Raw genomic sequence first — 25,748 nt, 5'->3', positions numbered from 1 at the left:
CTCGCGACAGCCGTCGCCAGGAGCGCCAGTCGTCGAGTTACGCGGCTCCCGCCGCTTGGGCCCGGCCTGCTTCGGGTTCACCTGGGGTTGAATATCTCGACGGTGGACCGGATCTTGACCCGGCACCGATGCCAGCGGTTGTCGTGGACCGACCCCGGCGACCGGCGCGTGGGCATGTCTTGTGCGGGTACGAACGCCAGAAATCCGCGACCGTGTTCATGAATCGGATATTGGCGAACTGCAACCGCTATCGGTGTCAGCACCACGCGGGGTGATGACGGATAGTGGGTCGAGTTACTGATCCGAGCACTCGGGGCTTGGTTCCGTTGTCTGCCACAGCACCGCGAGTCAGCTCACCCGCCGACTGCGTACGAAACCGGTCGGATCAGTCCAACTAGGCAGGCAGTCACTCATGCGGTAAACGGTTGTGCGTCCGTCCTAGCTCTATGGGAGCTCCAACGATAGGTTTGCGCCTACTTGGTGCTCATTGTCTCCCCGTCACTAGTAATAATTAACTCTGGGAAACTATCTCGGATTGCTTCCCTAAGCCGAACAAAGCGTGGATGGTCTATGGGTATGCTCGATCTTTGGTAAATGCGGAGCGCGCGTAGGTACCGCGTCTTTGCTCGCTGCCTACGCTCGAACTGAAGGTCATTATCGGCTGCAGGAACCAGCATATGGCCGACTTCGATGTGCTCAGAACCAAACAGTTTCTCGGCTATTTTTATCGCGCGCTTGTGATGATTCTGGGCTGATTTATATTTCTTCTGATGAGTTTCAGCCATTGCGAGACTAGATAGTGTATAGACTAGGGCTAAGTCGGCATTTGCTGCTCTTTCGAAATAGTTCTTCGCTTTAATGAGGTATGGGTAGGCCCCCTCTGCGTCTCCCCTATAGAGTTTACAGTTGCCCAGGTTGAGGTAAGATGCGCCGTCGCGAGTGACACCTGGTAATGCTTCTGAAACCGCAAGCGACTCGGCGTAGAATGGCTCGGCCTGATCTATTCTGCCCATCTCATACAATGACATTCCTGTGCAATTCAGTTCTCGCGCCAACAAGCGGTGCGCACCCACAATTTTTCTTAGCTGTTTAACTAACTCATTCTGAATAGAAAACGATTCTTCGTATTTTGCATTCTTGTAGTAAGCGTAACCCAAAACATGCTTGATCTCAGCAGCTATCCTCGAAAATTCATCAGTCGCAATAGGAATATTATTGTGCTCGACGAGTAGATTATTTGCTTCCGTTGCGAAAGCGAGTCCCTGGGGGTAACGTCCGGAATCTATGTGCACGCTCGCGGTTGTGCATATGATCTCGGCGCGCACTAGAATATCAATTCGGGGGTCGTCGTCAGCAATTTGTCGCGCTCTTCGTACGAGTTTGATCGCAGTACCATATGCGCCTGCTGTGCTCCACATTTCCGCCAGTCTGCTAAGCGTTAACGCTGTGTTCGGATCGTTCCTTGAATAGACGCTTTCCCTGATCATTAAGGAACGTTGGTATAGCTCAAGGGTCAGGTTCCCGTGATTAAGCTCACGCCAACTCGCGCCCAGGTCTTCCAGAATATTCGCTACTTCGACACTCATTGCCCCGTGCTCACGCTCCACAAGGCGCAACTGGTGTTGGAGCAGCGTGATGAGGTCGGAGTCCCTATAAGACTCACGGCAAGCCTCTACTGAGAGACTCAGCCACTTGGCCGCTGGATCGCCTAAGTCACTAACTTTCGACCATACGGTTTCACTTAGTTCGAGAAGCCCACGCTCCTGAGCGCAAAATCCTATGCGTCCAAGCGATTCTGAATCATCGAGGGAGATCGCTTGCTGGATCGCCTCTTTCCATACTAAAACATTGGCCGCATTTTGTTCACTGTAAATTGAGGGTGTTAAGACTGCATTGAGGGCGATAGTATTCTCTCTGAAATTATCGGCAGGACCGTCTCTGGTTAGTAGCGACAATCCGCCGAGGATTGGTAGGGTGGCCCAATCAATAGCAGATTGGAGGTGTTTCATTCCTATCGTACCGTCTGCTGGAAGACCCTTAAGAATAGATTCTAATATTGAGACGGAAAGCTCTTGGTTGGTCCCGGTTTGCGACCAAGTAGAAGTGACAGCGAGAACATTTCGTGACACGCTGCACCCCGAATTATCTGCCTCAAACTGGCAATGAGTATTGCCTTCGGCCATCCGATCGAGGAGGGTCCGATGCGCGGTAAATGCGACGGCGATTCCTCCTGAGCAATCATAATTCGGTATCTTTCTTCGGGCCTCTTCTAGTTCAGTATTGGAGGGAGGTCTAGGGATTACTAATGGTTCACCTAACAATGAACGTGTGTGGTTATAGCTGCTAGCCCAGGTGCGAAATAGCAACCCCGAAGGGACTGTGGCTATTACTCTGAGGTGGGCGAAGTGATTCTTTAACCGCTTAATCACGAGCGCGATACTGTCATCGGGGGTCGTATATCTGTGAATTTCGTCTAACCACAAGACCGCGCGTTGTGTTCCTTCAAGGAGAAGGTGGGCTTCCAACTCAATGAATGCTTGCTCGAGCCCGGAATCGGCTGCTGGTGCGAGGATTAAATAGTTTGGCGAGGTAGCTGCCGCAATTTCATACGCGGTGCGAGTTGCCCCGCTCGCTGGATCGCCGACGATCAACAGCGCATCGAGACTGTTGACTTTGGATTTAGCAACTGACTCGATATCGCGAGTGACATAGTTCTCGTCGTCCTTCGATTCTTGCTTGGCATCTTGGAACGGTACCTTGACTCCGATCGTCGCTCGATTGACTTCAGAGACCTTTGGAGGAGGCCATTCGGTCGAGAAAAGATAGTCCAGGTGTGCGATTCTGCGACTTAGTTCCCTGTCTTCTTGGGCCTGCAGGGCAGAATTCGCTGACGTGTTGTCGAGTACCTCTTTTTGATACTTCGCGCGCTCAAGGGCTACAGCGACCGCTACACCAAACAGGATCGCCAATGCTCTGGCCCAGATCGGGGCCTCTAGCATCGTTAGTGCCGCAAGAAGGCTCGTTGACAGGGCTGCACCGACCGCATACACCGCCACCGATGGCAGGCTCAAAAGTTGCCGTATTGGCTTTACGCCGGCCCTTCGGGTCACTTGAGCTCCCTACTGTTCGGGTCCACCCGTCCTTTCGACGTTTGAAACCGTTTGTTGTCGGAATAACGGCGTGCCGGGATGTTGCTGGCCCGGAACGTGGGGCGGCGCGCGGCAGGCCTTCGACCGCGAAGCTACTCGATACAGGATGACATGAGTCTCGCGCTGCCGCCCGTGCGTCACAGAATGCGCCCCACAGTGTGCAGTTCATTCTGGCCGAGCCAGATCTTCAAACCTGGCTCGCACGTGCACCGGCTATTCGAGCAGAGGCCTTCGCGAGCGCGACGCACATTGCGCCGACTCGCGCTCGGCTTCCGGCTTACTGAAGCGATATGGTCTCGAACGACTAGTGCGCGACTTAGTCGTTCATCGGCTTAGGACCGTCACGATCCGAAATCAAGCGGCTGTCCGGACCGGTCTGGACCTCGCGGCCATCGGGAAGATCACCTAGTCGAACAGACGCCGGAACAGGTTGGTCTCGGCGAGGTCGATGAGTTCGTCGCCGCGCCCGGACAACACGGTGCGCAGGGCGTAGAGGGTGAAACCCTTGGCCTGGGCAGCGGTGATCGCCGGCGGGATGGACAGCTCCTGCCGAGCGGTGACGACGTCGAGCAGCGCCGGACCGTCGTGGGCGAGAAAGTCGTCGACCGCGCCGGCGAGGTCGTCGGGCTGCTCGACGCGCCGGCCCCGGATACCGAGCGACTCCGCGAGCGCGGCGAAGTCCGGGTTGTCGAGATCGGTTGCGTAGTTCACGAATCCGGCAGCCTTCATCTCGACCTCGACGAAGTTCAGGGACGCGTTGTCGAAGACGACGATCTTCACCGGCAGCTTGTTCTGCGTGATGGTGAGCAGTTCGCCGAGCAACATCGCGAGCCCGCCGTCGCCGGCCAGCGCGATGATCTGGCGGTCGGCGAAGGCGGTCTGTGCGCCGATCGCCTGGGACACGGCGTTGGCCATCGAGCCGTGGGTGAACGAACCGATCAGTCGCCGGGTGCCGTTCATCTCGAGATAACGCGCCGCCCACACCACCGGTGAGCCGACATCGGGGATGAACACCGCGTCGCCACTGGCCTTTTCGCTGATCAGGCGGGTGAGGTACTGCGGGTGGATCGGTGCCCGGTTGCGGTCGTTGTCGGCGAGATCGTCGAGGCGGCGTCGCGCCGTGGCGTAGTGGGCCAGCGAGGTCGACAGGTGTTCGCTGTCGCGGCCTGCGGTGATCGACGGCAGCAGGGCCCGGACGGTGTCGCCGACATCGCCGACGAGAGGCAGGTCGACGGGACAGCGTCGACCGATCTGTTCACCGCGGATGTCGACCTGGATGATGGTCGCCTTCGACGGATAGAACTGCTCGTAGGGGAAGTCGGTGCCGAGCATGAGCAGGGTGTCGCATTTCTCGATTGCGCGATACCCGGATGAGAAGCCCAGAAGGCCGGTCATTCCCACGTCATAGGGGTTGTCGTATTCGATGAACTCCTTGCCACGCAGGGCGTGGACGACGGGTGCCTGCAGTACCCGCGCGAGCTCGACGACCTCGTCATGCGAGCCCTGAACGCCCGCGCCGGCGAGTATGGTCACCCGCTCGGCGGCGTTGAGAGTGTCTGCGGCACGGGCGATCTCCGCATCGGTGGGACGGATGACGCGCGGGATGTGCCGGATGGGGGCGCCGGCTCGTCGCTTGGGGCAGGGCGCGAGAAACGTCTCGCCCGGGATGACGAGCACCGCGACGTCCCGCTTCTCGACGGCGGTGCGCAGCGCGATGTCGAGCAGGCGCGGCATCTGGTCGGGGGTGCTGACCATTTCGCAGTAGGCGCTGCATTCCCGGAACAGTTGCTCGGGGTGCGTCTCCTGGAAGTAGCCGGTGCCGATCTCGGTGGCCGGGATGTGCGCGGCGATCGCGAGGACGGGGACACGGCTGCGGTGTGCGTCGAACAGGCCGTTGATCAGGTGCAGGTTTCCGGGTCCGCAACTTCCGACACACACCGCGAGTTCGCCGGTGAGAGCGGCTTCGGCGGATGCGGCGAAGGCGGCCGACTCCTCGTGCCGGACGTGCCGCCACGAGATGGCGTCGTTTCTGCGCAGGGCATCGGTGAAACCGTTGAGCGAATCACCGGGAAGCCCGTGGACGCGCCGGACTCTGGCACGTTCGAGTTCCTCGACGATTCTCTCCGCGACTGTGGTGGACATGGCGATCCGTTCGGTCGGGGTCGGTGTGTCCCGACTATAGACGCGAGCCGGGGGACATCGGCCCCGCCGGACTTCGGCCCACACTGATTTTCCGGCGTCGTCCGGCCGCCCGCGGTGTGAGAATCGACGGCATGCCACGACGCGGTGAACCCCTCCGAAAGCTCGGATTCCTGACCATCGGACGCTTCGACGGCGACGATCCCCGCCCCGGCCATCTCGAAACCCTGCGGATGATCGAGCTGGCCGAGGAACTCGGCTTCGACAGCGTGTGGGTGCGCAACCGCCATCTCCAGTACGGCATCTCCTCGCCGGTGGCCGTGCTGGCCGCTGCCGCGGTGCGTACCAGCCGCATCGAGCTGGGCACCGCGGTGATCCCGCTCGGCCTGGAGAACCCGCTGCGGCTGGCCGAGGACCTGGCGACCGTCGACGTCCTCAGCGCGGGCCGGCTCAATCCGGGTGTCTCCGTGGGCGTACCGATGCGCTACGACGACTTCAAGACCTCCCTGTACCCCGAAACACATGCGCTGGAGAACTTCTCGAAGGATCGGGTGGCGCGGCTCCTGGGCAACCTGCGCGGTGAGCCGGTCAGCGACTTCGAGGGGACCGTCGGGATCGAGACGTTCTCGCGCCGTGTGCAGCCGCATTCGCCCGGACTGGCCGACCGGGTCTGGTACGGAGGCGGACTGAGCTCCGCGGTCTGGGCGGGTCGGCAGGGGATCAACTACCTGACCTCGTCGGTGGTGACCGTCGAGGGGACGCGGTCGCGGGACTTCGCGACCATCCAGGCCGAACACATCGACGCCTACCGCACCAGTCACGTCGATCCCGACCGAGCGCGGGTGTCTCAGGGGCTGGTGGTGATCCCCACCGACTCGGCGACCCCGGATCAGGTACGGAAGTACCGGGCGTACGCCGAGAGCCGATCGGAACGCACGCGCACCCCGCAGGGACCCCGCGGCCTGCTGTTCTCGCCCGACTATGTCGGTCCGTCCGCCGAACTCGCCGAAACGCTCTACGAGCACGCGGGATTCCAGCGCGCCACCGAGGTGGCCTTCGCGTTGCCGTTCTCCTTCGACGAACCGGACTATCTGCAGATCGTGGGTGATCTCGCCGGACGGCTCGGGCCCGCGCTCGGTTGGACACCGGCCGGGGCACAGACTGCGGATTCGTAGCGAAAGTGCGTGCCATGTGGCGTCTTTCGTTACACCGTCCCGGTGGTCGTCGTCGCGGATCCGACCGGTTGACGCAGGAGGGTGCGGAGCTTGTCCGGCGCGACCCGACGGAAGTCGCTGAAATAGATCTCGTGGTGCCGGCCGCGCATACGCAGGCCGTTGTCCGGGATGAATCGATCGTGCATCTCGGCCAGCACCGGGCCCTCGTCGTCGAAGGAACCGTGGTGAAGCGTCTGTACGCACAGGCCCTCGTCCAGGGATGCGATGCGGAGGTCGTCGAGCCGCGGGGGCGACTTCTTCGTGCCCGCCTGCACGACGGCGGCGTCGAGCATGCCATCGTCGATCCAGTCGGGGACCATCAGCATGAGAGTCCAATTCCAGCGGCCTTTGTCGCGAGCCCCGGTGAAGGCGCTCATGTCCTCCGCCCACCAGAGACCCTCGAGCGGCGGCACGACGTAGTCGCGGCCGAGTTCGCGGCTGCTCGCGAACTTCAGCGCATAGGCGACCGGGTACAGCGTCTCGATCGTCGCGGCGAACTGCGACGTGGTGTTGGGGTCGCCCGACCCGTCGATCATGACGTAGCGCATCACGGGTATTTCGAGAACACGTATCCGGCCCCGGCGGGCCTTGTACGCGTCGAGCGTCTTCTTGAAGTCGACCTTCTCGGGCACGTCGACGACCTTATCCGGGAATACGCCGCCGCTCATGGGTTCGGAGGGCGAGGGCATACGACGCCCCGCCGATGACGACGCTCCACACGAGTGCCGCGGCAACGCTCCCCACCGGGACCGGGGCGTCGGTGAGGGTTCCGCGCAGCACCTCGATGACGGGGGTGAACGGCTGGTACTCGGCGAACTGCCGAAGTCCGGCGGGCAGGGACTCGGCCGGCACGAACCCCGTGCTGAGAAACGGCAGGATCGTGAGGAACATCGGTGTGTTGCTTGCGGTCTCGACGCTCTTGGCCGCCAGCCCGAGATAGACCGACAGCCAGATCAGCGCGATCGAGAACACGGTGGTCACGCCGAGCGCGCCCAGCCAGTCGAGCAGTCCCGCCGACGGACGGAAACCGATCGCGATGGCGACGGCCAGGACCACGACGATGCTGAACAGCGCCTGCAGAAGGCTGGCGAGCACGTGGCCGGTGAGGACCGCCGAGCGGGCGATGTCCATGGTGCGAAAGCGGTTGATGATCCCCGATGTCATGTCCATCGCGACGACGATCGCGGTGCCCTGGACCGCCGAGGCGACGGTGACCAGCACGATCCCGGGCACCACGTAGTCGAGGTAGGCGGTCCGACCGGTGTCGCCGGACTGGTTGGTCATCCCGGCGCCGAGCTGACCGCCGAACACATAGACGAACAGGAGCAGGAAGACGACCGGAATCCCGACCAGCATCACGGTGAGGACGGGGAACTTGATGAGCCGCCGAACGTTGCGGCGGACCATGACCCGCGCGTCCGACACCGTGTGCGCGAGGGCCGTCATGACGTTCCGCCGAACTCATCGGGGTCGGTGATCGCGGGAGAGGGGTTGCCCGTGAGGGCGAAGAACACGTCGTCGAGGGTCGGGGCATGGACTCCGACGTCGGCGACCCGGATCCCGGCGGCGTCGAGTCGGTTCAGCGTGTTCCGGACAGTGGCGACGGTGTCGTCGGTCGCGATGTCGAGGCGACGTGCTTCGGGAACAGGACGCGCATCCGGCAGGAGCGAGGCCGCCGCGTCGAACGAGTCGCGGTCGGGGAAGGTCAGGCGCACCTCGGAATCGTGGACCCGGCTCTTCAACTCGGCGGCGGTGCCCTCGGCCACGATGTGTCCATGGTCCAGGACGGCGACCCGGTCGGCGAGCCGGTCGGCCTCCTCGAGGTACTGGGTGGTGAGGAAGATGGTGACACCGTCGGCGGCCAGGCGAGAGATGGTGTCCCACAGCATCCGTCGGCTTCTGGGGTCGAGTCCCGTGGTCGGCTCGTCGAGGAAGATGACCCGCGGGATCGACACGAGCGTCATCGCGAGGTCGAGCCGGCGGCGCATTCCGCCCGAATACGTCGACACCGGCCGGTCTGCGGCGTCGACGAGGTCGAACTGCTCGATCAACTCCTGCGCACGTGCGCGTCCACCGCGTCGGCCCAGCCGGCGCAAATCGGCCATGAGAACGAGATTGTCTCGTCCGCTGAACAACTCGTCGACCGCGACCGACTGACCGGTGACGCCGATGATCGCCCGGACCTCGCGCGCCCGCGCGACCGTGTCGTATCCGCCGATGGTCACCGTCCCCGAGTCGGCGGGGAACAGGGTCGACGCGATGCCGACGGTCGTGGTCTTGCCGGACCCGTTCGGCCCCAACAGGGCGGTCACGCTTCCCGCGGGTACGTGCAGGTCGATGCCGTCGAGAACACGATGCTCACCATAGGTTTTCGTGAGCGCGCTGATCTCGATGTCAGCGGCGGTGGTCAACCGATCGGGCCCGTCGCGCCGCGGGGGTCGATCATCGATCCTGTGCGTCGAGCCGCGCCGCGACGTCGGCGGGGAACCCGCCGGTGGCGATCGGACCCCAACTGGTCGGGGTGATGCGGATCAGCGACTTGCCCTGGGTCCGCATGGCGGCGCGGTATTCGTCCCAGTCCGGATGTTCTCCGGAGATGCTGCGAAAATAGTCGACCAGCGCGTCTTCGGCCTCGGGCATGTCGAGGACCTCGGCATCGCCGTCGACCTGGACCCAGGCACCGTTGAACTCGTCGGACAGGACCACGACCCCGGCGACGGGGGTGCGGCGGAGGTTCGCGGCCTTGGCGCGTCCGGGGTAGGTCGAGATGACGATCCGCCCCTGCTCGTCGACGCCGCCGGTGACCGGCGACATCTGCGGACTGCCATTGGATCGGACGGTGCTGAGGATCATGTGGTGACGCGGCCGGATGAACTCGAGCAGTCCGGCACGGTCGATACCATCGGCTTTCGCGACTGTTCTGGCCATGCGCCGACCTTACGCCCGGACGGGGTGATTCAGGGCAGTGCGGCGATGAGCGCGGACTGCACCGCGGAGACCGGGGGCGTGGACTTGCCGTCGACGGTGACGGCGTCGTCGGTGTTGATCACGATGATGATGGTCGTGTCCGAGTCGTACTCGTGGAACAGCGAGGTGTTGTATCCGGGGAAATCGCCGTCGTGGCCCCACCATCCGTCGCGGTTGCCGATTCCGATGCCGTATCCCGAGGTGGCGGTGTTGGGCGGTGGCGAGGTGAGGATCGAATCCCGTCGCAGCTGCTGGGTGGCCGGATCGAGCACCCCGCGTCCGGTGAACAGCGCCTCGCCCCAGGTCTGCAGGTCGTCGATCGTCGAGATGACGGCGCCCGCGGTGGAGGCGAACGAGGGGTTCCAGCGCGTGGAGTTCACCGTCTGCCCGTCGGGCTGACCCTGGTCGGTCAGTCCGTCCAGGTGCGGATCGGGGATCTCGACCGACCCGCCGGGCCAGGAGGATTCGTCCATCCCCAGGGGTGTGAAGATCCGGTCGGTGAAGACCTCGCCGATGGGCTTCGCGAGCACCTTCTCGATCACTTGTCCGAGCAGGACGTAGTTGGTGTTGGAGTACTCCCAGCCCTGCCCCGGTGGGAAGCTCGGCGGCAGCGCCTTCGCGGTGTCGATTAGTTCGGCGGGCGTCCAGACGGTTTCGGGGTCGGCGAAGAACTTCCGGTCGAAGGCCTCGGACGCGGTGTACGAGGGGATGCCGCTGGTCATGTCGGCGACCTGCCGTAACGTCGCGGAGCCGTTGGGTGCGCCCGCGACGTACTTGTCGATCGGATCGTCGAGGGAGACCCGACCCTCCTGCACGAGTTGCAACAGGAGTGTCGCGGTCATCGTCTTGGTGAGAGAACCGATACGCGTGTGGTCTCCGGACTCGATGGGTTCGTCCCCGCCTGCCGCCCGCACACCGGATGTTCCCGTCCAGGTTCCGGCCGGCGAGATGACCCGGGCGATGACCCCGGGGAAGTCGCCGGCGGCCCGCGTGTCGTCGATCGCCTTCTGAAACGCCGCCGCGGCGTCGGCGGGCACCGATGTCGGCTGCCCCGTGACCGATGCCGTCGACGATCCCGCACCCGAAGCCGTCTCCGCTGGCGAGCACGCGACCAGGCCGAGTGCGGCTGCCGCGCCGAGCGTCGTCATGCGGAGGAGGAGCGTGGCGCGCACAGGCTTTCGGCTCATCCGCTCACTGTATCGGCAGACCGGCGCGACGAGGCGGTTTGCCGCGAAAGCCGAGTGGCCATGGGGGAGCTCAGATACGGTGTGCCAGCACCGGCGGGACCGGGTAGATGTCGACCGCCGTGGCGAGCTTGGCCGAGACCGCTCGGTCGCGCGCGATCGCGTCGAACCCGTGACCGTTCGGCCGGCCCGGGACGGTCGTACCGGAATCGACGACGGTCCAGTCGGAGCCGGCATCGATCAGAGACCGGTGCTTGGTGGAGTAGTACCCCGGCATCGCCACGACCGCGACCCCGGGATCGCCCGCGGCCGCGGCCATCAGGTGCGGATGGAACCGAGTGCTGATCCACGTGTTGCGGTGCCCGGCGGGCAACCCGCCGAGCCAGACATCGCGGAAGTTGAGCACGGTCGCCCCGTCCAGGCGCGAGCCGAGCAGGAACGGGACCTCGTTGTCGTGTCCGGGGATTCCCTCGACGACGGTCACCGCCGAACCGGGCACGTCCCACGCGTCGAGCGTCGTACGCACGAAATCGGCCAGCGCCTCGACGCCGGTCGATCGCGGCCCGGCGAATCTCTCGGTGAGATCGGATTGCAGGCAGAGCACGACGCCGTGCTCGGCCGGCGGATCGGTCTCCCGGTACAGCGGAGGTCGGGGCCGGTGCAGAGCCAGCCACGCGTCGTCGCCGGAATGCCGTGCGCCGCCGATGTCGGCGATCTCGGCGTACGACGCGGTGTCACGCACGTCCACGATGTCGAACGCGGCAAAGGCCTCGGTCAGCGCCGCCCAGGCCCGGCCCTGCAGTGTGGGCACGAGTCCTTGACCGGTCGCGGCGAGTCGGGCGCCAGATGCCCGAGCCACTGCGGCAGCGGCGACGAACAGCGAGACATGGTGCGGCCATACGGTGTTGAGGTAACCACCACCGAGTAGATGAATGGAAGTCGCCGAGTGCAGCAGATCGATGCCCGCGGTCAGACGCGGCGCCAGGCCGGCGTCGCTGACGGCAGACGCGACCCAACTCCACGGCGACTGCGATTCGGCCTCCGCCGCGTAGGTGGTCATCTGCCACAGGGTGTCGACGACGAGCAGGTCGGGGTGGGCATCGCGCAACAGCGTCGTGGCCGTGCCGGGGCTGTGGCAGTCGAGCACGACCGTGGCGTTGGGCCGCACCCGTGCCAGGTGCCGCAGCCACGTCCTGGCGATGAGTTCGTCGCCGTAGTTGGGATGACCGGCCGGCGCCACCAGATAGATGACCTCGTCAGCCCCCATCTCGCGGGCGAGACGGGAATCGGCGGTGCGGTGCCGGACCGCGGTGCCGATCCGATCGGCCAGGATGCCCGCGGTCCGGAACAGCGGGCGGGCGGTCGCCGGTCGTCTGGTCACGGTCCCCAAGGTTACGGCGTGCGCGCGAACCCGGTGCCGCCCGCACGGTGGTCGGGCAGGTGGTCCGCGAGAGCTACCGGAACGTGCCCTCGAGGTAGGCGAGCGCGCCCTTGGTGTCGGTGACGGGTCCGCGGTATCCGACGTAGCCGTCGGGGCGGATGACGAACACCGTCGAACCGTCGGGGAGGTAGCCGTCGGCGAACCGGCCGTCGGTGTCGCGCAGCAGCGGCAACTCGGTGCTGCCGACCTGCGCCGTCGGTGCCGCGACCACGTGGATGTCGATGTGGCCGTGGGCGTTCGCGGAGACCTCGTCGGCGAGCGACTCGAGAACGGCGACATCGCCGGTACCGGCGGCGGCGTCCGCATAGAGGATGAGGGAGTGGTCGACGCCACCCAGCACGTCGAACAGACGAAGCGCGTGGTTGACCGACTCGCGACTGAGGCCTGCGGCGTCCGGTGCGCGTTCACCTGCCCGCGGCGCGGCGGGGGCCGACGGAACCGTCGACCCCGCGACGGCGGGACTGTCGGCGTAGGAGATCAGCAACTGCGCCTCGCGCCGCATGACGAAGTCGATGTCGGTGGAATCGGTACCGATGCCCTCGCGGGCGTCCCGGACGGTGCGGCCCACGACCTCTTCGCCGACGGGCCGGCGCTCGAGGTCGTAGCTGTCGAGGAGTGCTGCGGAGGCGTCCCCGGCCACGGCGAGCGCGAGCTTCCACGCGAGGTTGTGTGCGTCCTGCACTCCGGTGTTCATGCCCTGCGCACCCGTCGGCGGATGAATGTGTGCGGCATCGCCGGCGACGAACACGCGTCCGCGGCCGTAGGAGTCGACGATGCGATGACTGATCCGGAACACCGAGGACCATCGCAGGTCCGAGACCGCCGCAGGTTCCGGCGCGAGTCGATCGACCACGGCCTGGATGTGGGACAACTCCGGTGCCCGGGTTCCCTCGAACCCGTGCGCCACACCGTCTCCGCCGGTGGTGGGCGCGACGGCCAGCTCGTCGGGGACCAGCATCGACATCCGGTAGCGGCCACGGCCGGGCAGCGGGATGCACACCAGCTGGTCGTCGGTGGTGCCGTCCGCGGTCTGATGCATCGACCGGATGGCGTATCCGCGCGGCATCGACCAGTCCACCACGACGTCACCGAGCATGTACTGCTCGGTGAAGGCAGCACCCTCGAAGGTCAGCCCCAATCCCTTGCGCACCACACTGTGCGCACCGTCGGCGCCGATCAGATAATCCGCTCGGACGGTGGTCTCGCCGTCCGGACCCGTGAGGGTGACGGTCACCCCGTCGGCGTCCTGCTCGAACGCCGATACCGCTGAGCCCCGGTCGATCTCGGTGCCCAGATCGGAAAGGCGCTCGCGCAGGATGCGTTCGGTGGCGTACTGGGGGAGCAGGTGGAAACGGTAGGGGACATCGGGCGGTGTCGTGAGATCGACTCGCGAGACCTGGTTGCCGTTGACGTAGACGAGCTGACCACGCATCTCCAGGCCCGCGTCGAGCACCGATCCCACGATGCCCATGCTCTCGAACACCTCGAGGGTGCGGGGTTGGATGCCCACGGCCTTGGCGTACTGCGGGGGCTCGAGAAGCGGGTCGACGACACGTACTCGCACTCCGCGTCTGCGCAGTTCGACTGCAGCGGTCAAGCCGATGGGTCCGGCACCGGCGATCAGGACATCGACTTCGGTCATGGATTCCTCCCGTTGTCGGCACTCGCCGACGCTGTGAGGATTATCGACCGACCGGACGCCGACGTGATGCGAGATCGGAGAAATCGGACGCCCGAACAGTCCTCGTCACAGCGGCGGACTACCTCGGGATGGCCCCGGGACCGATTGCCCGGGCGCCCAGTCGCGCCACCCTGGCCCGCAACTCGCGGTCGGCGGTGACCACGATCCGGTCCCGGTGCGGGTCCGCCTCGGCGACGACGTCGACGATCGTGTCGTCGCCCACGGCGGATGCGTCGACGACCCGGACGTGTTCGCTCGCCTCGACACCGCGGGCCCGTCCCTCGACGACGAGCACCACCTCGAGCGGTCCCGGCAGTCCCTCGAGGCCGCCGGCCGCGACGGACTCGAGTCGCGAACGCAACCTCTCGGCGGCTCCGCGACGGTCGCGCCACCACCCGTCGGGCACCGATCCGACGACGTTGGCGCCGTCCACGATCAGCAGGGGTGTGGGTGCCGCGCAGGGGGATCGGTCACCGGACGGGTCGGACATGGAACCATCAGCCCACACCCGCGCGTCGAGGGCAAGCGCGTTCCGGTTGCGACCGTCAGATGTCGCCGTGACAGAAGCGGTTCGCGGGGTCCAGGGCAGCCTTGATCGCGTCGAGCCGTTGCCGGTGGTCGGCGCTGAACGCCTGGGCGGCGCGGGCCACCCGTTCGGTACCCGAGGTGAAGTTCGGATAGGCGGCGCCGGTGACGTACGGCGCCAGCTCGGTGCGGGTCACCCGCAGCGTCGACTCGACCGCCAGCGCGATGTGGGGGTCGGGCACCGCAGCGACCAGTTCGAGGAGGAATCGTCCCGCCCGGCCCCGGTCATTGGGTGCTTGCCGCGCCCCGCGCGCGATCGCCCCACCCGCGTGGCGGATTTCGCCGCACACGATGAGCGGCGCGGATGCGGGGGCCGGCCGGACCCGGCCGGCGACGATGTCGATGGCGGCGTCCGGGAGATCGTCGAACCACTCGGTGGTGACCATCACCGGCATCGGATCGGTCGGGTCCATGCTGACGGCGTCGATCGCGGCGAACGGCAGCACATTCCACGCGTCGACGATCGGCGCGCGCCACGCCCGCCACTCGTCGAGGACCGCGCGACCGGCGTCGAGATCTCCGGACCAGCATCCGCGCACGACCGCGAAGCTCCGGCCGCGCAACGGTGCCGGGACGTCGTCGGTGGGTGGCAGGTTGACGATCGCGACGGCGGACGTCAGCTCGTCGGACTGCGCCGGTGCCCAGTCCCGGAAGCGGCGGATGATCTCCTCGGCGTCGGCGATCGGGTAGAACAGGTTGCCCGCGTACACGGTCGACACGTCGACGAGGCCGATCTCCATGGACGTCACGACCCCGAAGCCGCCTGCGCCGGCACCCTTCAGCGCCCAGAAGATGTCCGGGTGGCTGGTGTCGGTGACCCGGATCGGTGTGCCGTCCGGGGTGACCAGGTCGACCGAGCGCACGGTGTCCGACGCGAGACCGAAGCGTCGGCCGAGCCAGCCGAAACCACCGCCCAGCGTGTAACCGACCGCGCCGACACCGCTCGCCGAACCCATCAGCGGCGCCAATCCGAACGGGGCGGCGGCGTCGACAACGGTCCGCCACGTGGCGCCGGCGCCCACGCGCGCGGTCCGGGTGATCGGGTCGACGCTCACCGAGGACAGTCGGGAGGTGTTGATCAGCAACCCGCCGTCAGCGACCCGCCCGGTGCCGTGGCCGGTGGCCTGCACCGCGACGCGCAGGTCCTCCTCGGTGGCGAACCGGACGGCTTCCACGACGTCGAAGTGATTGGCGGGAACGGCGATCACGGCGGGCCGATGCACGTCGAGCCGGTTGAATCCGGACCGTGCGTCGAGGTAGCCCGCGTCACCGGGACCGTAGACGTCGCCGGCGATCCGGTCGCGGAGTTGTGCGAGCACAGAGGTGCGGGTGCGGACGGTCAGTCGCTCGGTGTGCTCGGGCGAGGAGGCGGGGGTTGCGGTCATCGGCAGGTCCTCGGTTGCGGCCGGATCGATCCGGCGGGTTCGACGGTCTCCGGGCGGTGCCGGATTCCCGACCAGGGTCGCCGAGGGTCCTTGACAGCGACTTGAGACGGACTTGGTGCGCCTCAGGCGGGCGAGGTGAGTCCCCAGGTCGTCGACAGTGCGTCGATCCTGCGGACCAGCCCCGCCGCCTCTTGCGCGAGTGCGGTGTCGCGCGCGGCGGACAGGGTCGCGGCCACCACCGAGGCCGGACGACCGTTGGCGTACTCGTAGCGTGCGCGGACGACGAGGCGGTGGGCGTCGGCGTACCGTTCGCCGGTCCGGTCGGCGACGTCGGCGGCCCGATCGAGGAGTGTCGCGGCGTCGGTGAGCTTGCCGGCGACCACGAGCACCTCGGCATGCAGACCGAGCCAGTAGCTCTCACCGGTACGCGGATGGTCCTCCATGGCGGGGTCCTGGGTCCCCAGCCGGTCGATGTGTTCGAGGGCGTCGTCGAGGTCGCCGGTCATGGCCCGCGCCCACCAGTACATGCGTTCGCCGCCGCGGCGGAGGTAGGCGAGCGCGGCGGCGCCGTCGGAGGTGATGGCCGGGCCGGCTTCCAGAACCCACTCCGCGTCACCGAGCATGGACGCCGCCCCGACCGCGAAGATCGCCATGCCGAGCTGCGACCGCGGATCCGGGTGCGCGTCGGTCATCGTCGCGAACACTGCTCGGCCGGCAGCGCTGCCGAGATGCACGGTCGCCGCCCAGGCGCGAAAGCCGCGGGCCATCGCGAGCTGGTCGTCGCGGAGGCCCTCGACATCCACGTCGATCGGCGCGTAGGTCTCCAGGATGCGATGCGCCGCACCGAAGTTCCCCCGGTGGAACTCGTCGATGGCCGCGGCGTGCATGCCCAGGTGGGTGACGACCGGGTCGTCGGACCGTTCGGCGCGACGACGCAGATCGAGCGCGAGGCGGTGCCCGGTGTGCGTGTCCGCGATCTGGATGTGGGCCGCGCAGCGTGCGTAGTCGAGTGTCGCGAGCAGGCGCGTGTCGCCCAGAGTGGATGCGAGCGTCCGGGCACGGTCCTGGAGATCGGGGTCGGCGGCGAAGTAGCCGTGCGCCGCGACCTCGCCGGCCAGCTGTGTGGTGATCGCGACGAGCTCCGCCTGCTGGTCGCCGGTCGCCCGGGCCAGCGTCGCCGCATCTCCGAGATGCCGGCGCGCACCGTCGAAGTCGTAGGTGCGCAAGGCGATGTCGCCTGCGGTGAGAAGGGCGGTGGTGGTGCGTTTCCGGTCGGCCAGCGGACCGGCGGACCACAGATGCCGGGCGACCCTGGTCACCGCATGGGGTGAGGAGTTGCCGGCGAGCGCATCCGCGATCGCGAGATGCAGTCGCCGGGCGCGCATCGCGGCGATACCGTCGGCGATCGCCTCCCGGATGATGTCGTGGCTGAACCCGAAACCGAACGGGTCGTCGGGTCCGAGATCGATGACGCCCGCCTCGCCCGCGGGTTCGAGCAGGTCGAGCGCCTCGTCCACCGGCCGACTCGCGGCGGCCGCCACCAGGACGAGGTCCACGCGGGTGCCGATGAGCGACGCCAGTTCGAGGAGTTCCGTCGTCTCCGAAGACAAACCGACCAACCGCTGGCGGATGACGTCACGGACACCGGAGGGGACCGCGCTGCCCGCGATGGACCCGCGATCGGCCAGGATGCGGGCGAGTTCCCGGACGAAGAACGCGTTGCCCCCGGTACGTCGCTCGATCGAGGCGACGGTGGCGACCTCCGGCCACTGGCGGGTCTCGCGCCGGATGAGTTCGGAGATGTCGTCGCCGTCGAGCGGGCCGACGTGGAGACGCCGGTGCTCCGGAAGCCGGGCGAGCGTGGCCAGCGTGCCGGCGACGACCGGTCGGGTGGACGGCGCGCGCAGCGACGCGAAGAAGGTCACCCCGGCGGTCCGGCGCGCGGCCATGTGTGCGAACAGTTCCAGCGATGCACCATCGGCCCACTGCAGGTCGTCGAGCACGATGATGAGCTTCGACGTCGCGGCCACGCCGTCGAGGAGATCGGCTGCCTGGTCGTAGAACTGGAATCGTGCGGCGGCGTCGGGCATCTGCCGCGGCGGCGGGATCACGTTGACGCCCTCGGTCACCATCCGGCCGAGCGAGCTGTCGAGGAGTCGCTCCCGATCGGCCGGATCGAGTCGGGGCAGCACGGCACCGAGGATCTGGACCCACGGCCACATCGACGGGGCCGCCGGGTCGTCGACACAACGGCCCCACAGCACTCGGAGATCGGCGGCACCCGCGGCACGGCGGCCGGCTTCGTCGATCAGCGCGGTCTTGCCCGCGCCCGGCTCACCCTCGACCACGACGACGCCGCCGTGCCCCGACATCGAGGCGAGCACCGCTCGATGCAATGCGGCCAGTTCCTCGGTTCGGCCCACGATCGACGGCGCCTCGTCGGGTTCGGGGTCGCGGACGTCAGGGTCGTGAGCGGGGCCCGCCGGGGTCGTCAGGCCGTGTTCGGCGACGTCCGACACGGTCGTCGTGATGTCCCGACGGGCGGCGGTGGGGAGATCGAGATGCGGGGCGTGGTCGAGGATGTCGCTTTCGAGGGTCCGCAACCGAGGCCCGGGGTCGACGCCGATCTCGTCGGCCAGGACTCGGCGGGCGGTCGCGATCGCGCCGAGCGCGTCGGATTGGCGACCGAGACGGTAGAGCGCGGTCGCGAACAGGACCCATAGTCCCTCGTCGAGAGGTGAACGCTCGACTTCGCTCTCGAGCTCGGTGACGAGCAGACGGTGGTCGCCGTCGGCCATCCGTGCCTCGAACGACAACTCCCGGGCGGCCTGCAGCATGCGGTCGAGTTGGTCGGCGGCCTCGTCCCGGAAGGCCAGGCCCTCGAACTCCGGCAGCAGCGGGCGATAGTCGTCGAGCACCTGCGCCAGCAGCGGGGCGGCCGCCGCGGCCTCGCCCTGCTGCATCAGAGCGCGCGCGGTGACGACGCGGGTCGTCAACCGGCGCACGTCGACCTGCTCGCCGGTCACGGGGAGGCTGTATCCGGTGCCGTGGGTGAGGAGGACCGTGGAGGGAGTCCGTGGCCTGCGGTGTGGTTCGAGGGCCTTGCGCAGACCCGAGATGTAGGACTGGAGTGACACGTCCGCGCGCTCGGGTGGCGAATCGCCCCAGATGCCCTCGATCAGACTGTCGGCACGCACCGGCGCGCCCTCGGCAAGGATCAGCTGGGCGAGCGTCGCCCGCTGCTTGCGCGTGCCGAGTTCGACGGCATCGGAACCGATCTGGGCGCCGAGACCGCCCATGATCGTGTACGAGAGTTCGGGCATCAGCGTGAGTCTAGGTGCTGCCGGCGACCTTCCGGGCGAGTAGTGGCGAACGTGCCCGGCGATCCGGCCCCCGATCGCTCGGGAGATGTCGGCGGTCGGGAGTAGCTTGACAGCCATGACTCTCGCACTGGGCATGATCACCGTCGACGCGCTTGCACCGGCGCCGCTGGCGAACTGGTGGGCCGACCGGCTCGGCGGCCGCGTCGTCGAGGACAACGACGGGTACTTCGTCGTCGTCGCGGTCGGGGAGGGCGCGCCGCTGTTCGCCTTCCAGAAGGTCGCGGACCCCACACCCGGGAAGAACCGCATCCACCTCGACCTGACGACCGACGATCTCGAGTCGGAGGTGGACCGACTCGTGGCCGCCGGCGCGACCCGGATCGCCGATCGTGAGATGCCCGGGTTCGCGTGGGTGACGCTCGCCGACCCCGACGGCAACCAGTTCTGTGTGTCGGCCAGGCACGACGCGGAGGCGGCATCCTGACACGTCGCAGCCTGCGCCGGGCGTACGCCGGACGGCGCTGATGGGTTTCACCCGAGCCGAACTGCTCGCCTTCCAGGACCGCACCGTCGACGACCTCGTGGGTGCGGACTGCAAGCTGCTGTTCGTCGGGATCAACCCGGGGCTGTGGACGGCGGCCACCGGAGCGCATTTCGCCCGTCCGGGCAATCGGTTCTACCCCGCGCTCGCCCGGGCCGGCATCGTCGACCACGTGATCGACGCCTCCGGGGGGATGGCCGACGCCGATCGGACCCTGCTGCTCGACCGCGGCGTGGGAATCACCAACGTCGTATCGCGGGCCACCGCGACCGCCGCCGAACTGACCGTCGACGAGTTCCGCGACGGCGGACGCCGCCTGCGTGAGCGGGTCCGCGTGATCGGCCCCCGCGTCGTCGCGGTCGCCGGTATCACCGCCTATCGCAGTGCGTTCGGCCACCGCGACGCGGTGGCGGGACGGCAGGACGAGACGTGGGACGGCGCGCAGTTGTGGGTGGTCCCGAACCCGAGCGGGCTGAACGCCCACGAGACGGTGGACACCCTGGCCGCCGCCTACCGTCGAGCCGCGGTCGCCGCCGGGGTCGTCGACGACCTCAGAAGTCCTCCGAGCTGACGACCCGGCGCCGCACCGACAGCAGTTCCACCTCGGGATGACCCGCCGCTGACCGCTCGACGGCGTCGAGCACGTCGACGACATGTCCGCGGTCGGCGGCCACCGCACTGACCCCGATGACGGTCCGACGATGCACGTCCAGGTGACCGACTTCGGCGGCCGAGACCGTGTACCGCTTACGGAGATCGGCGACGATCGGCCGTACCACCGACCGCTTCTGCTTGAGCGAGTGCACGTCGCCGAGCAGATAGTCGAACTCGCAGAACCCGATCCACATCAGTGATCGGTGCGGATCAGCGTCGCCACGTGGTCGGGTACGTACTTGGACAACGAACGCGGTGGGCGGTGATAGTTGCCCGACTCGATCGGATGCTTGGGGAGGGTCACCTTGGGGCGCGGGACCTCCGTGTAGTCGATGGTCGACAACAGGTGCGAGATCATGTTCAGCCGCGCATGCTTCTTCACATCGGATTCGACGACGTACCACGGACTCAGAGCGGTGTCGGTGTGGACCATCATCTCGTCCTTGGCGCGCGAGTACTCCTCCCACCGGTACACCGACTCGAGATCCATCGGACTCAATTTCCATTGCCGCACAGGGTCGTTCATACGGGACCGGAACCGCTTGAGTTGCTCGTCGTCGGATACCGAGAACCAGTACTTGCGCAGCAGGATGCCGTCGTCGATGAGCATCTGCTCGAAGATCGGCGTCTGTCGCAGGAACCGTGAGTGCTCCTCGGGCGTGCAGAAGCCCATCACCTTCTCGACGCCCGCCCGGTTGTACCAAGACCGGTCGAACAGCACGATCTCACCGGGAGCCGGTAGGTGCGCGACATACCGCTGGTAATACCACTGCCCGCGTTCACGATCCGTCGGGGCGGGCAATGCGGCGACCCGCGCGATCCGTGGGCTGAGGTACTCGGTGATCCGTTTGATCGTTCCGCCCTTGCCCGCGGCGTCGCGCCCCTCGAAGACGACCACGACGCGAGTGCCGCTCTCGCGGACCCACTCCTGGAGCTTCACGAGCTCGGTCTGCAACCGGAACAGTTCCGCCTCGTAGACCTCGTTCCCGACCTTGGGCTGCTTCGCCTTGTCCTTCTTCGACATGAGCAGAAACACTACGGGGTGCGGACGGCCTCGCGCTCGGATTGCAGTTCGGCGACCGACGCGTCGATGCGGGCCCGGGAGAAGTCGTTGATCTCGAGACCCTCCACGATCTGCCACCGGCCGTCGACCGAACGCACCGGGAACGAGCAGACGAGTCCCTCGGGGATTCCGTAGACGCCGGGCGACGGCAACGCCACCGACGTCCAGTCGTCCGGACGGGTGCCGAGAACCCAGTCGTGGACGTGGTCGATCGCGGCGTTCGCCGCCGACGCGGCCGACGACGATCCGCGGGCCTCGATGATCGCGGTGCCGCGCCGGGCGACGGTGGGGATGAAGTCGTCGACCAGCCAGTCACGGTCGGCGGCGATGTCCGAGCCGCTCCGATGGCCGACCCGAGCATGGAAGATGTCCGGGTACTGCGTCGCGGAGTGGTTGCCCCACACGGTGACCCGGCTGATCTCGGCGACGCCGGCGCCGGTGCGTCGGGCGAGCTGCGCGATCGCGCGGTTGTGATCCAGACGGGTCAGGGCCGTGAACCGTTCGGCCGGTACCTCGGGGGCGTGGGCGGCGGCCACCGCGGCGTTCGTGTTGGCGGGGTTGCCCACGACGATCACCCGGATGTCATCCGCGGCAACCTCGTTGATCACCGAGCCCTGGGCGGCGAAGATGTCGGAGTTGGCCGCCAGCAGATCGGCGCGCTCCATGCCCTTGGTGCGCGGTCGGGCCCCGATGAGCAGTCCGAAACTCGCGCCGTCGAACGCCTTGCGCGGATCGTCGAGGACGTCGACCGACGTCAGGAGGGGAAAGGCGCCGTCGTCGAGTTCCATGGCGGTGCCCACCGCACCGGAGATCGCCTGCGGCAACTCCAGGAGCCGCAGTGCGACCGGCTGGTCGTGACCGAGCATCGCGCCGGCGGCGATGCGGAACACACTCGCGTATCCGATGCTGCCGGCAGCGCCCGTCACGGTCACCGTCACCGGCATCCGCCGGGTCACGCGGGCTTCTCCGTGAGGAGGACCTGCGCAGCGGGCCCGACGAGGACGAGGGCGTGGCCCACCGAATACCAGGTGAGCGGTTCCTTCGTGAACTCGGTGACCCAGGCGTCGGCGTCGGCGCGCGGGCCGGGGCAGGCCATCATCGTCGAGGCGAGGGAGCCCAGGCGCAGCAGCGAGTTGTCGACGCGGAGGTCGCCGATGTGCCGGTTGCAGCCGGCCGACAGGGCGATCCGATTGGCGGCGGGGAAACTGACCTCCAGCGGCCCGCCACCGGGGATCTGCTCTCCGGTCACCGCCGTCGAGGTGTAGGTCTTGCCGACGAAGCCGGGGACCGGGGGAGCGGCGGATGCGGAGCCGGTGCCGACGATCGTCGTACCGAGGGCGACGATCACCGCGCTGAGCAGCAGCGCCATGCGTAAGCTGATGCGGTGTTCGCGGGCTGGGTGACGGTCGTGTGCGGATCGACGTCCCCATACGGGTTGACGTCTCTGCGCCGGTTGACGGCGTTCGCCGGAACTCACGTGCACAACGGTAGCCGACCGGACAGGGGTATGGATATGACGAATGTGGGTGCTCCATGGTCCCGGTGACCTGCCGGACCGAGTTCCTGACCGGTCGCCACCATCGTTCGGCGACCGCCGCCTGGCTCCTCATGGTCGCCGGCATGGTCGCGCTCGTGGCGCTCAACGTCGCCGGCGTCGACGGCCTGGTCACCTCGGCGGTGGTCGGCGGGGCGCTCGTGGCGTCGCTGCTCGGCGCGGCCTACGGGCGACTCGGCGAACGAGGTGCTGTCCTGCTGACCGTCGACGAGGACGCGGTCTACTTCGGCAACGAGGACCGCACGCTCGTCAGCTATCCGCTCGATTCGCTGGTCACGGTCGCGGTGGGCGGGCCGGCCGATGCCACCTCGGACATGACGGGCGAACGCGCCCGGCACCTGACGGTGCTCGGGCAGAAGTACCTCAAGCTGACCTTCGCGACACAGGACGGAAAGCCGGTCGCCGCCGAGGCGACCCGACGTGACCGCGAGAACGGCGCCGACTCCGCATCGGAGACGGACTTCTGGCGGGTGGCAGTGGTCGAGGGGGACCCCGCGGTGGCGGAGATCCTGGCCCGCCTTCGGCGGCACGCTCCCGAACGGGTCGCGACGAAGAAGAAGGCTGCGACGCCGTCCGGGCCGAAGCCGGGCACTGAGGCGAGTGGTGCGGCGGACGACCCGGTCGACCTGACGCGGCCGCCGTCGGGCGGTCCACGGATCGCCGACGCGGGGTCCGACGAAGCGGCGCAACGGTTGTGGGAGGAAGCGGCGCGTCGCCACGACGAGGTCCTCGGCGCCTACGGCACCTATGAACTCGATCCCGCCATGCTGCTGCGGTACCCGGCCGTCACCGACGTGACCGTCGACCAGACACAGACCTTCCATCTCGCGCTCGACGAGGCGATGGCCCTGCGCACCGACGAGTACCCGGGGAACCGCTCGCGCGCGGACGCCTATCAGCAATCGGTCGCCAGGCTGCGGCGGGCCTGGATCGCCTGTGAGAAGAACGGCCGGCGGGTGGGCGCGAGCTACCTGGAGCAGAACGATCAGGACGACCTCGATCGCGCGCTCAAGCTGTACAACCACGCAGCCGCCAGCAGTACGCCCGCCGAACAGGCGACCTACTACGGTCGCGTCCGCGACATCGTCAGCACCATGACCGATCGCGGGGTGCTCCACCCACCCGAGGCGGCGGTCGCCGAGCTGCAGGCGGTCACGAGAAGGGCGCTCGAAGCGGGTACGCCGAAGGTGTGAGGGCGACCCCTGCGGTCGTACCGGCGGGGTCCGGCCTCAGTACCGGCCTTTCCTGATGAAGAGTCCGTCCAACGAGTAGACCGCCTCGGCGTCGTCGGTGTTGGCGATGTCCATCCGGATGACGAACTGCTGAGCCTCGTCGACGCGGTTGCGTTCGACCTCGACACCCACCGCATTCCGGTCATACTCCGGAACCGAGGCACGTCTCATCAAGTCGGCCCTGACTCGGTCGAACGTGTCCGCTGAGATGCTGTCGAAGCGGAAGCCCTCGCTTCGATAACGGCCCGCACTGGTGGTGGCCACCGGAAACTCGCCGGGTGCGACGGCGACTTCGCCGCCGCGGTCGCCGAGCCGGTACCGGACCAGGACCCCGCCCGAATTCTGGATGACGCTTGCCGTCACCGGGGAGACCCCGTCCGCGATCCCCTGGATGATGAACTCCTCGATGACGGGCGCGTTCAGTGGGACCCTCGCTGCCACGAGCTCACGCCGCGCCAACTCGAAGGATTTGGCGAAGTCCGCGGGGTCGAAGAACTCGGCGACGGTGCCGTCGGGGGTCGCCTGGACGACGTAGTCGTCGACGACGCCCTCACCCGGTTCGATGGTGCCCTCGATCAGGACCGGGCCATCCGGTCCGCGCCGTTCGATCTCCACCTTCTCGAGTTCCGGTTCGGTGGAGTACGGCCGGACCGCCGCGGTCATCGGGTCAACCAGCGCGCCGAGGACGTTCGGGTCGATGGCCGCTGCGTCGAAGGTCTTGTTCGCCCGTTCGGTGTTGGGCACGATCGATGAATTCGAGTACCCGTCACCGATGTTGATGTTCGTCGCGCGGCCGGTGGCGGGATCGAAGACGCGCGCGTAGGCGGAAGGAGAGTCGATCTGATAGTTGAGTGACAGGACGTTGCGCACACCCTGCGGGCCCACTTCTTCGGCGATCGCGTCGAGCATCCGGCGGTGCTGGTCGGCGAGACTCGTGGCGTCCTCCTCGTCCGACGACTCGTCGTCGGAGTCGACCGCCGAGTCGAAGCCGGACAGCGAGGGCCCCTCCACGTGCCACCCGCCGGCGACGCCGAACAGCAGTGCGCCGGCCACGAACAGGGTCACCGCCGGGTACGCGAGCGCCCAGCGCCCGGGCTGGTCGTCGAACTCGGGGGTGTCGGTCTGATCCCGCGGCGGAAGTGCGTCCGGCGGCAGGGTCGTGAACGGGGTGTCGGTCAGCGACTGGAAGTTGCCCTTGGTCATCGAAGTGATCCAGCGGGCCCGATACGCGGTGTCGTCCGGCGGGTTGATGGTCGCGGTGACCATCGTCGGCTGCACGTCGTCGGCCGTGAGGCTGCTGCGTGTGAGTGCCTCCACCTCGACCTGCGGGGCGTCGGGTGAGGTGGCTCGCCTGAATTCCGGCAGCTCCGACACCCGCGACGCGCGCGGACTGATCGCGATACCGGCGAACACCAGCGGGATCCCGAAGAACAGCGCCACCCACCAGTCGTTGAACGCACCGAGGCCCACACCCACCGCGATCAGTGATCCGGCGACCACCGCCCGGACGAGGCGGCGTCGAACCCTGTTCCGGCGAGTCCTGGTCATGGGCCGTCCTTAGTCCTCGAGCCGAATCGGTGGACTGATCATAATGTCGGCGTCCTCGGTCGACCAGCGGCCGCGTACCGTTGTTGC

General features: G+C 67.2%; 21 protein-coding genes. 4 read left to right on the top strand and 17 right to left on the bottom strand.

Features of this window, described 5'->3' with window-relative positions; all coding sequences use genetic code 11:
* Window positions 1–473: 473 nt before the first annotated feature.
* Window positions 474–3,056: a tetratricopeptide repeat protein gene (locus ABIC25_RS21555; RefSeq protein ID WP_354563101.1), complete on the bottom strand. Its 2,583-nt coding sequence runs from the start codon at window positions 3,054–3,056 to the stop codon at window positions 474–476.
* 498 nt (window positions 3,057–3,554) lie between these two features.
* The gene (poxB, locus tag ABIC25_RS21550; RefSeq protein WP_354563100.1) at window positions 3,555–5,291 is read right to left on the bottom strand and encodes a ubiquinone-dependent pyruvate dehydrogenase; all 1,737 of its coding nucleotides are present in this window, start codon (window positions 5,289–5,291) and stop codon (window positions 3,555–3,557) included.
* A 131-nt stretch (window positions 5,292–5,422) separates the two neighbouring features.
* Here poxB and ABIC25_RS21545 point away from each other — a divergent pair, with 131 nt between their 5' ends.
* Window positions 5,423–6,463, top strand: coding sequence for an LLM class flavin-dependent oxidoreductase (locus tag ABIC25_RS21545; RefSeq protein ID WP_354563098.1), 1,041 nt, complete (start codon window positions 5,423–5,425; stop codon window positions 6,461–6,463).
* 29 nt (window positions 6,464–6,492) lie between these two features.
* Here ABIC25_RS21545 and ABIC25_RS21540 read toward each other — a convergent pair whose 3' ends face one another.
* The 10 genes from ABIC25_RS21540 to ABIC25_RS21495 all read right to left on the bottom strand — a co-directional run bounded on the left by ABIC25_RS21540 (window position 6,493) and on the right by ABIC25_RS21495 (window position 19,068).
* Complete coding sequence (locus ABIC25_RS21540; protein ID WP_064570275.1) at window positions 6,493–7,134, bottom strand: GyrI-like domain-containing protein; 642 nt, start codon at window positions 7,132–7,134, stop codon at window positions 6,493–6,495.
* Window positions 7,135–7,144: 10 nt separating this feature from the next.
* Window positions 7,145–7,948 carry an ABC transporter permease gene (locus ABIC25_RS21535; protein ID WP_354563096.1) on the bottom strand — a complete coding sequence of 268 codons (804 nt, stop codon included), beginning with the start codon at window positions 7,946–7,948 and terminating at the stop codon, window positions 7,145–7,147.
* Window positions 7,945–8,913 carry an ATP-binding cassette domain-containing protein gene (locus tag ABIC25_RS21530; protein ID WP_354563094.1) on the bottom strand — a complete coding sequence of 323 codons (969 nt, stop codon included), beginning with the start codon at window positions 8,911–8,913 and terminating at the stop codon, window positions 7,945–7,947. The genes ABIC25_RS21535 and ABIC25_RS21530 overlap by 4 nt, the downstream gene beginning before the upstream one ends.
* A gap of 31 nt (window positions 8,914–8,944) precedes the next feature.
* Window positions 8,945–9,430, bottom strand: a complete 486-nt coding sequence (locus ABIC25_RS21525; RefSeq protein WP_354563093.1) for a PPOX class F420-dependent oxidoreductase — start codon at window positions 9,428–9,430, stop codon at window positions 8,945–8,947.
* A 29-nt stretch (window positions 9,431–9,459) separates the two neighbouring features.
* Window positions 9,460–10,656: a serine hydrolase domain-containing protein gene (locus tag ABIC25_RS21520; protein WP_354563091.1), complete on the bottom strand. Its 1,197-nt coding sequence runs from the start codon at window positions 10,654–10,656 to the stop codon at window positions 9,460–9,462.
* Window positions 10,657–10,726: 70 nt separating this feature from the next.
* Entirely contained in the window at window positions 10,727–12,034 is a 1,308-nt protein-coding gene (locus ABIC25_RS21515; protein ID WP_354563090.1) for a polysaccharide pyruvyl transferase family protein, read from the bottom strand.
* A 73-nt stretch (window positions 12,035–12,107) separates the two neighbouring features.
* Entirely contained in the window at window positions 12,108–13,736 is a 1,629-nt protein-coding gene (locus tag ABIC25_RS21510) for an FAD-dependent monooxygenase (RefSeq protein WP_064570093.1), read from the bottom strand.
* Window positions 13,737–13,854: 118 nt separating this feature from the next.
* On the bottom strand, window positions 13,855–14,265 hold the full coding sequence (locus tag ABIC25_RS21505; RefSeq protein WP_354563088.1) for a PIN domain-containing protein: 411 nt from the start codon (window positions 14,263–14,265) through the stop codon (window positions 13,855–13,857).
* A gap of 55 nt (window positions 14,266–14,320) precedes the next feature.
* Window positions 14,321–15,745, bottom strand: a complete 1,425-nt coding sequence (locus ABIC25_RS21500; protein WP_354563087.1) for an FAD-binding oxidoreductase — start codon at window positions 15,743–15,745, stop codon at window positions 14,321–14,323.
* A gap of 122 nt (window positions 15,746–15,867) precedes the next feature.
* On the bottom strand, window positions 15,868–19,068 hold the full coding sequence (locus ABIC25_RS21495; protein ID WP_354563086.1) for an ATP-binding protein: 3,201 nt from the start codon (window positions 19,066–19,068) through the stop codon (window positions 15,868–15,870).
* 115 nt (window positions 19,069–19,183) lie between these two features.
* On the opposite strand from ABIC25_RS21495, the gene ABIC25_RS21490 reads away from it, so the two are divergent.
* Window positions 19,184–19,552 (top strand): VOC family protein, encoded by a 369-nt coding sequence (locus tag ABIC25_RS21490; RefSeq protein WP_354563084.1) that lies wholly within the window; start codon window positions 19,184–19,186, stop codon window positions 19,550–19,552.
* Window positions 19,553–19,592: 40 nt separating this feature from the next.
* Window positions 19,593–20,180: a mismatch-specific DNA-glycosylase gene (locus tag ABIC25_RS21485; protein ID WP_354563082.1), complete on the top strand. Its 588-nt coding sequence runs from the start codon at window positions 19,593–19,595 to the stop codon at window positions 20,178–20,180.
* On the opposite strand, the gene ABIC25_RS21480 is transcribed toward ABIC25_RS21485, so the two are convergent.
* Genes ABIC25_RS21480 through ABIC25_RS21465 form a run of 4 tightly spaced genes read right to left on the bottom strand, consistent with a single transcriptional unit; the run spans window position 20,161 to window position 22,695 of the window.
* On the bottom strand, window positions 20,161–20,457 hold the full coding sequence (locus tag ABIC25_RS21480) for a DUF503 domain-containing protein (protein ID WP_004022174.1): 297 nt from the start codon (window positions 20,455–20,457) through the stop codon (window positions 20,161–20,163). The two genes, ABIC25_RS21485 and ABIC25_RS21480, sit on opposite strands and share 20 nt — an antisense overlap.
* Window positions 20,457–21,287 carry a polyphosphate kinase 2 gene (ppk2, locus tag ABIC25_RS21475; protein WP_354563081.1) on the bottom strand — a complete coding sequence of 277 codons (831 nt, stop codon included), beginning with the start codon at window positions 21,285–21,287 and terminating at the stop codon, window positions 20,457–20,459. Before ppk2 ends, ABIC25_RS21480 begins: the two co-directional genes overlap by 1 nt.
* Before the next feature lie 11 nt (window positions 21,288–21,298).
* Window positions 21,299–22,282 (bottom strand): malate dehydrogenase, encoded by a 984-nt coding sequence (locus tag ABIC25_RS21470; RefSeq protein WP_064570098.1) that lies wholly within the window; start codon window positions 22,280–22,282, stop codon window positions 21,299–21,301.
* Window positions 22,279–22,695 (bottom strand): META domain-containing protein, encoded by a 417-nt coding sequence (locus ABIC25_RS21465; RefSeq protein ID WP_004022171.1) that lies wholly within the window; start codon window positions 22,693–22,695, stop codon window positions 22,279–22,281. Before ABIC25_RS21465 ends, ABIC25_RS21470 begins: the two co-directional genes overlap by 4 nt.
* A gap of 164 nt (window positions 22,696–22,859) precedes the next feature.
* Between ABIC25_RS21465 and ABIC25_RS21460 the strand changes: the two genes are divergently transcribed.
* A complete protein-coding gene (locus ABIC25_RS21460) occupies window positions 22,860–24,074 on the top strand; it encodes a hypothetical protein (protein WP_354563079.1) in 1,215 nt (404 codons plus the stop codon).
* A gap of 36 nt (window positions 24,075–24,110) precedes the next feature.
* Here the strand turns inward: ABIC25_RS21460 and ABIC25_RS21455 are convergent, their stop codons facing one another.
* Complete coding sequence (locus ABIC25_RS21455; protein ID WP_354563077.1) at window positions 24,111–25,661, bottom strand: hypothetical protein; 1,551 nt, start codon at window positions 25,659–25,661, stop codon at window positions 24,111–24,113.
* Window positions 25,662–25,748 lie beyond the last annotated feature (87 nt).

This window comes from Gordonia sp. PvP123 (assembly GCF_040547295.1).
Classification (GTDB): domain Bacteria; phylum Actinomycetota; class Actinomycetes; order Mycobacteriales; family Mycobacteriaceae; genus Gordonia; species Gordonia terrae.
Note: the sequence above shows the minus strand (reverse complement) of the source record. Positions and strands in the feature narration are given on the sequence as shown.

Bases quoted from the DNA above. Each gene is read 5' to 3' on its own strand.
- poxB (WP_354563100.1), bottom strand. From the start codon at position 5,291: ATGTCCACCACAGTCGCGGAGAGAATCGTCGAGGAACTCGAACGTGCC.
- ABIC25_RS21545 (WP_354563098.1), top strand. From the start codon at position 5,423: ATGCCACGACGCGGTGAACCCCTCCGAAAGCTCGGATTCCTGACCATC.
- ABIC25_RS21535 (WP_354563096.1), bottom strand. From the start codon at position 7,948: ATGACGGCCCTCGCGCACACGGTGTCGGACGCGCGGGTCATGGTCCGC.
- ABIC25_RS21525 (WP_354563093.1), bottom strand. From the start codon at position 9,430: ATGGCCAGAACAGTCGCGAAAGCCGATGGTATCGACCGTGCCGGACTG.
- ABIC25_RS21520 (WP_354563091.1), bottom strand. From the start codon at position 10,656: ATGAGCCGAAAGCCTGTGCGCGCCACGCTCCTCCTCCGCATGACGACG.
- ABIC25_RS21510 (WP_064570093.1), bottom strand. From the start codon at position 13,736: ATGACCGAAGTCGATGTCCTGATCGCCGGTGCCGGACCCATCGGCTTG.
- ABIC25_RS21505 (WP_354563088.1), bottom strand. From the start codon at position 14,265: ATGTCCGACCCGTCCGGTGACCGATCCCCCTGCGCGGCACCCACACCC.
- ABIC25_RS21500 (WP_354563087.1), bottom strand. From the start codon at position 15,745: ATGACCGCAACCCCCGCCTCCTCGCCCGAGCACACCGAGCGACTGACC.
- ABIC25_RS21495 (WP_354563086.1), bottom strand. From the start codon at position 19,068: ATGCCCGAACTCTCGTACACGATCATGGGCGGTCTCGGCGCCCAGATC.
- ABIC25_RS21490 (WP_354563084.1), top strand. From the start codon at position 19,184: ATGACTCTCGCACTGGGCATGATCACCGTCGACGCGCTTGCACCGGCG.
- ABIC25_RS21485 (WP_354563082.1), top strand. From the start codon at position 19,593: ATGGGTTTCACCCGAGCCGAACTGCTCGCCTTCCAGGACCGCACCGTC.
- ABIC25_RS21480 (WP_004022174.1), bottom strand. From the start codon at position 20,457: ATGTGGATCGGGTTCTGCGAGTTCGACTATCTGCTCGGCGACGTGCAC.
- ppk2 (WP_354563081.1), bottom strand. From the start codon at position 21,287: ATGTCGAAGAAGGACAAGGCGAAGCAGCCCAAGGTCGGGAACGAGGTC.
- ABIC25_RS21465 (WP_004022171.1), bottom strand. From the start codon at position 22,695: ATGGCGCTGCTGCTCAGCGCGGTGATCGTCGCCCTCGGTACGACGATC.
- ABIC25_RS21460 (WP_354563079.1), top strand. From the start codon at position 22,860: ATGGTCCCGGTGACCTGCCGGACCGAGTTCCTGACCGGTCGCCACCAT.
- ABIC25_RS21455 (WP_354563077.1), bottom strand. From the start codon at position 25,661: ATGACCAGGACTCGCCGGAACAGGGTTCGACGCCGCCTCGTCCGGGCG.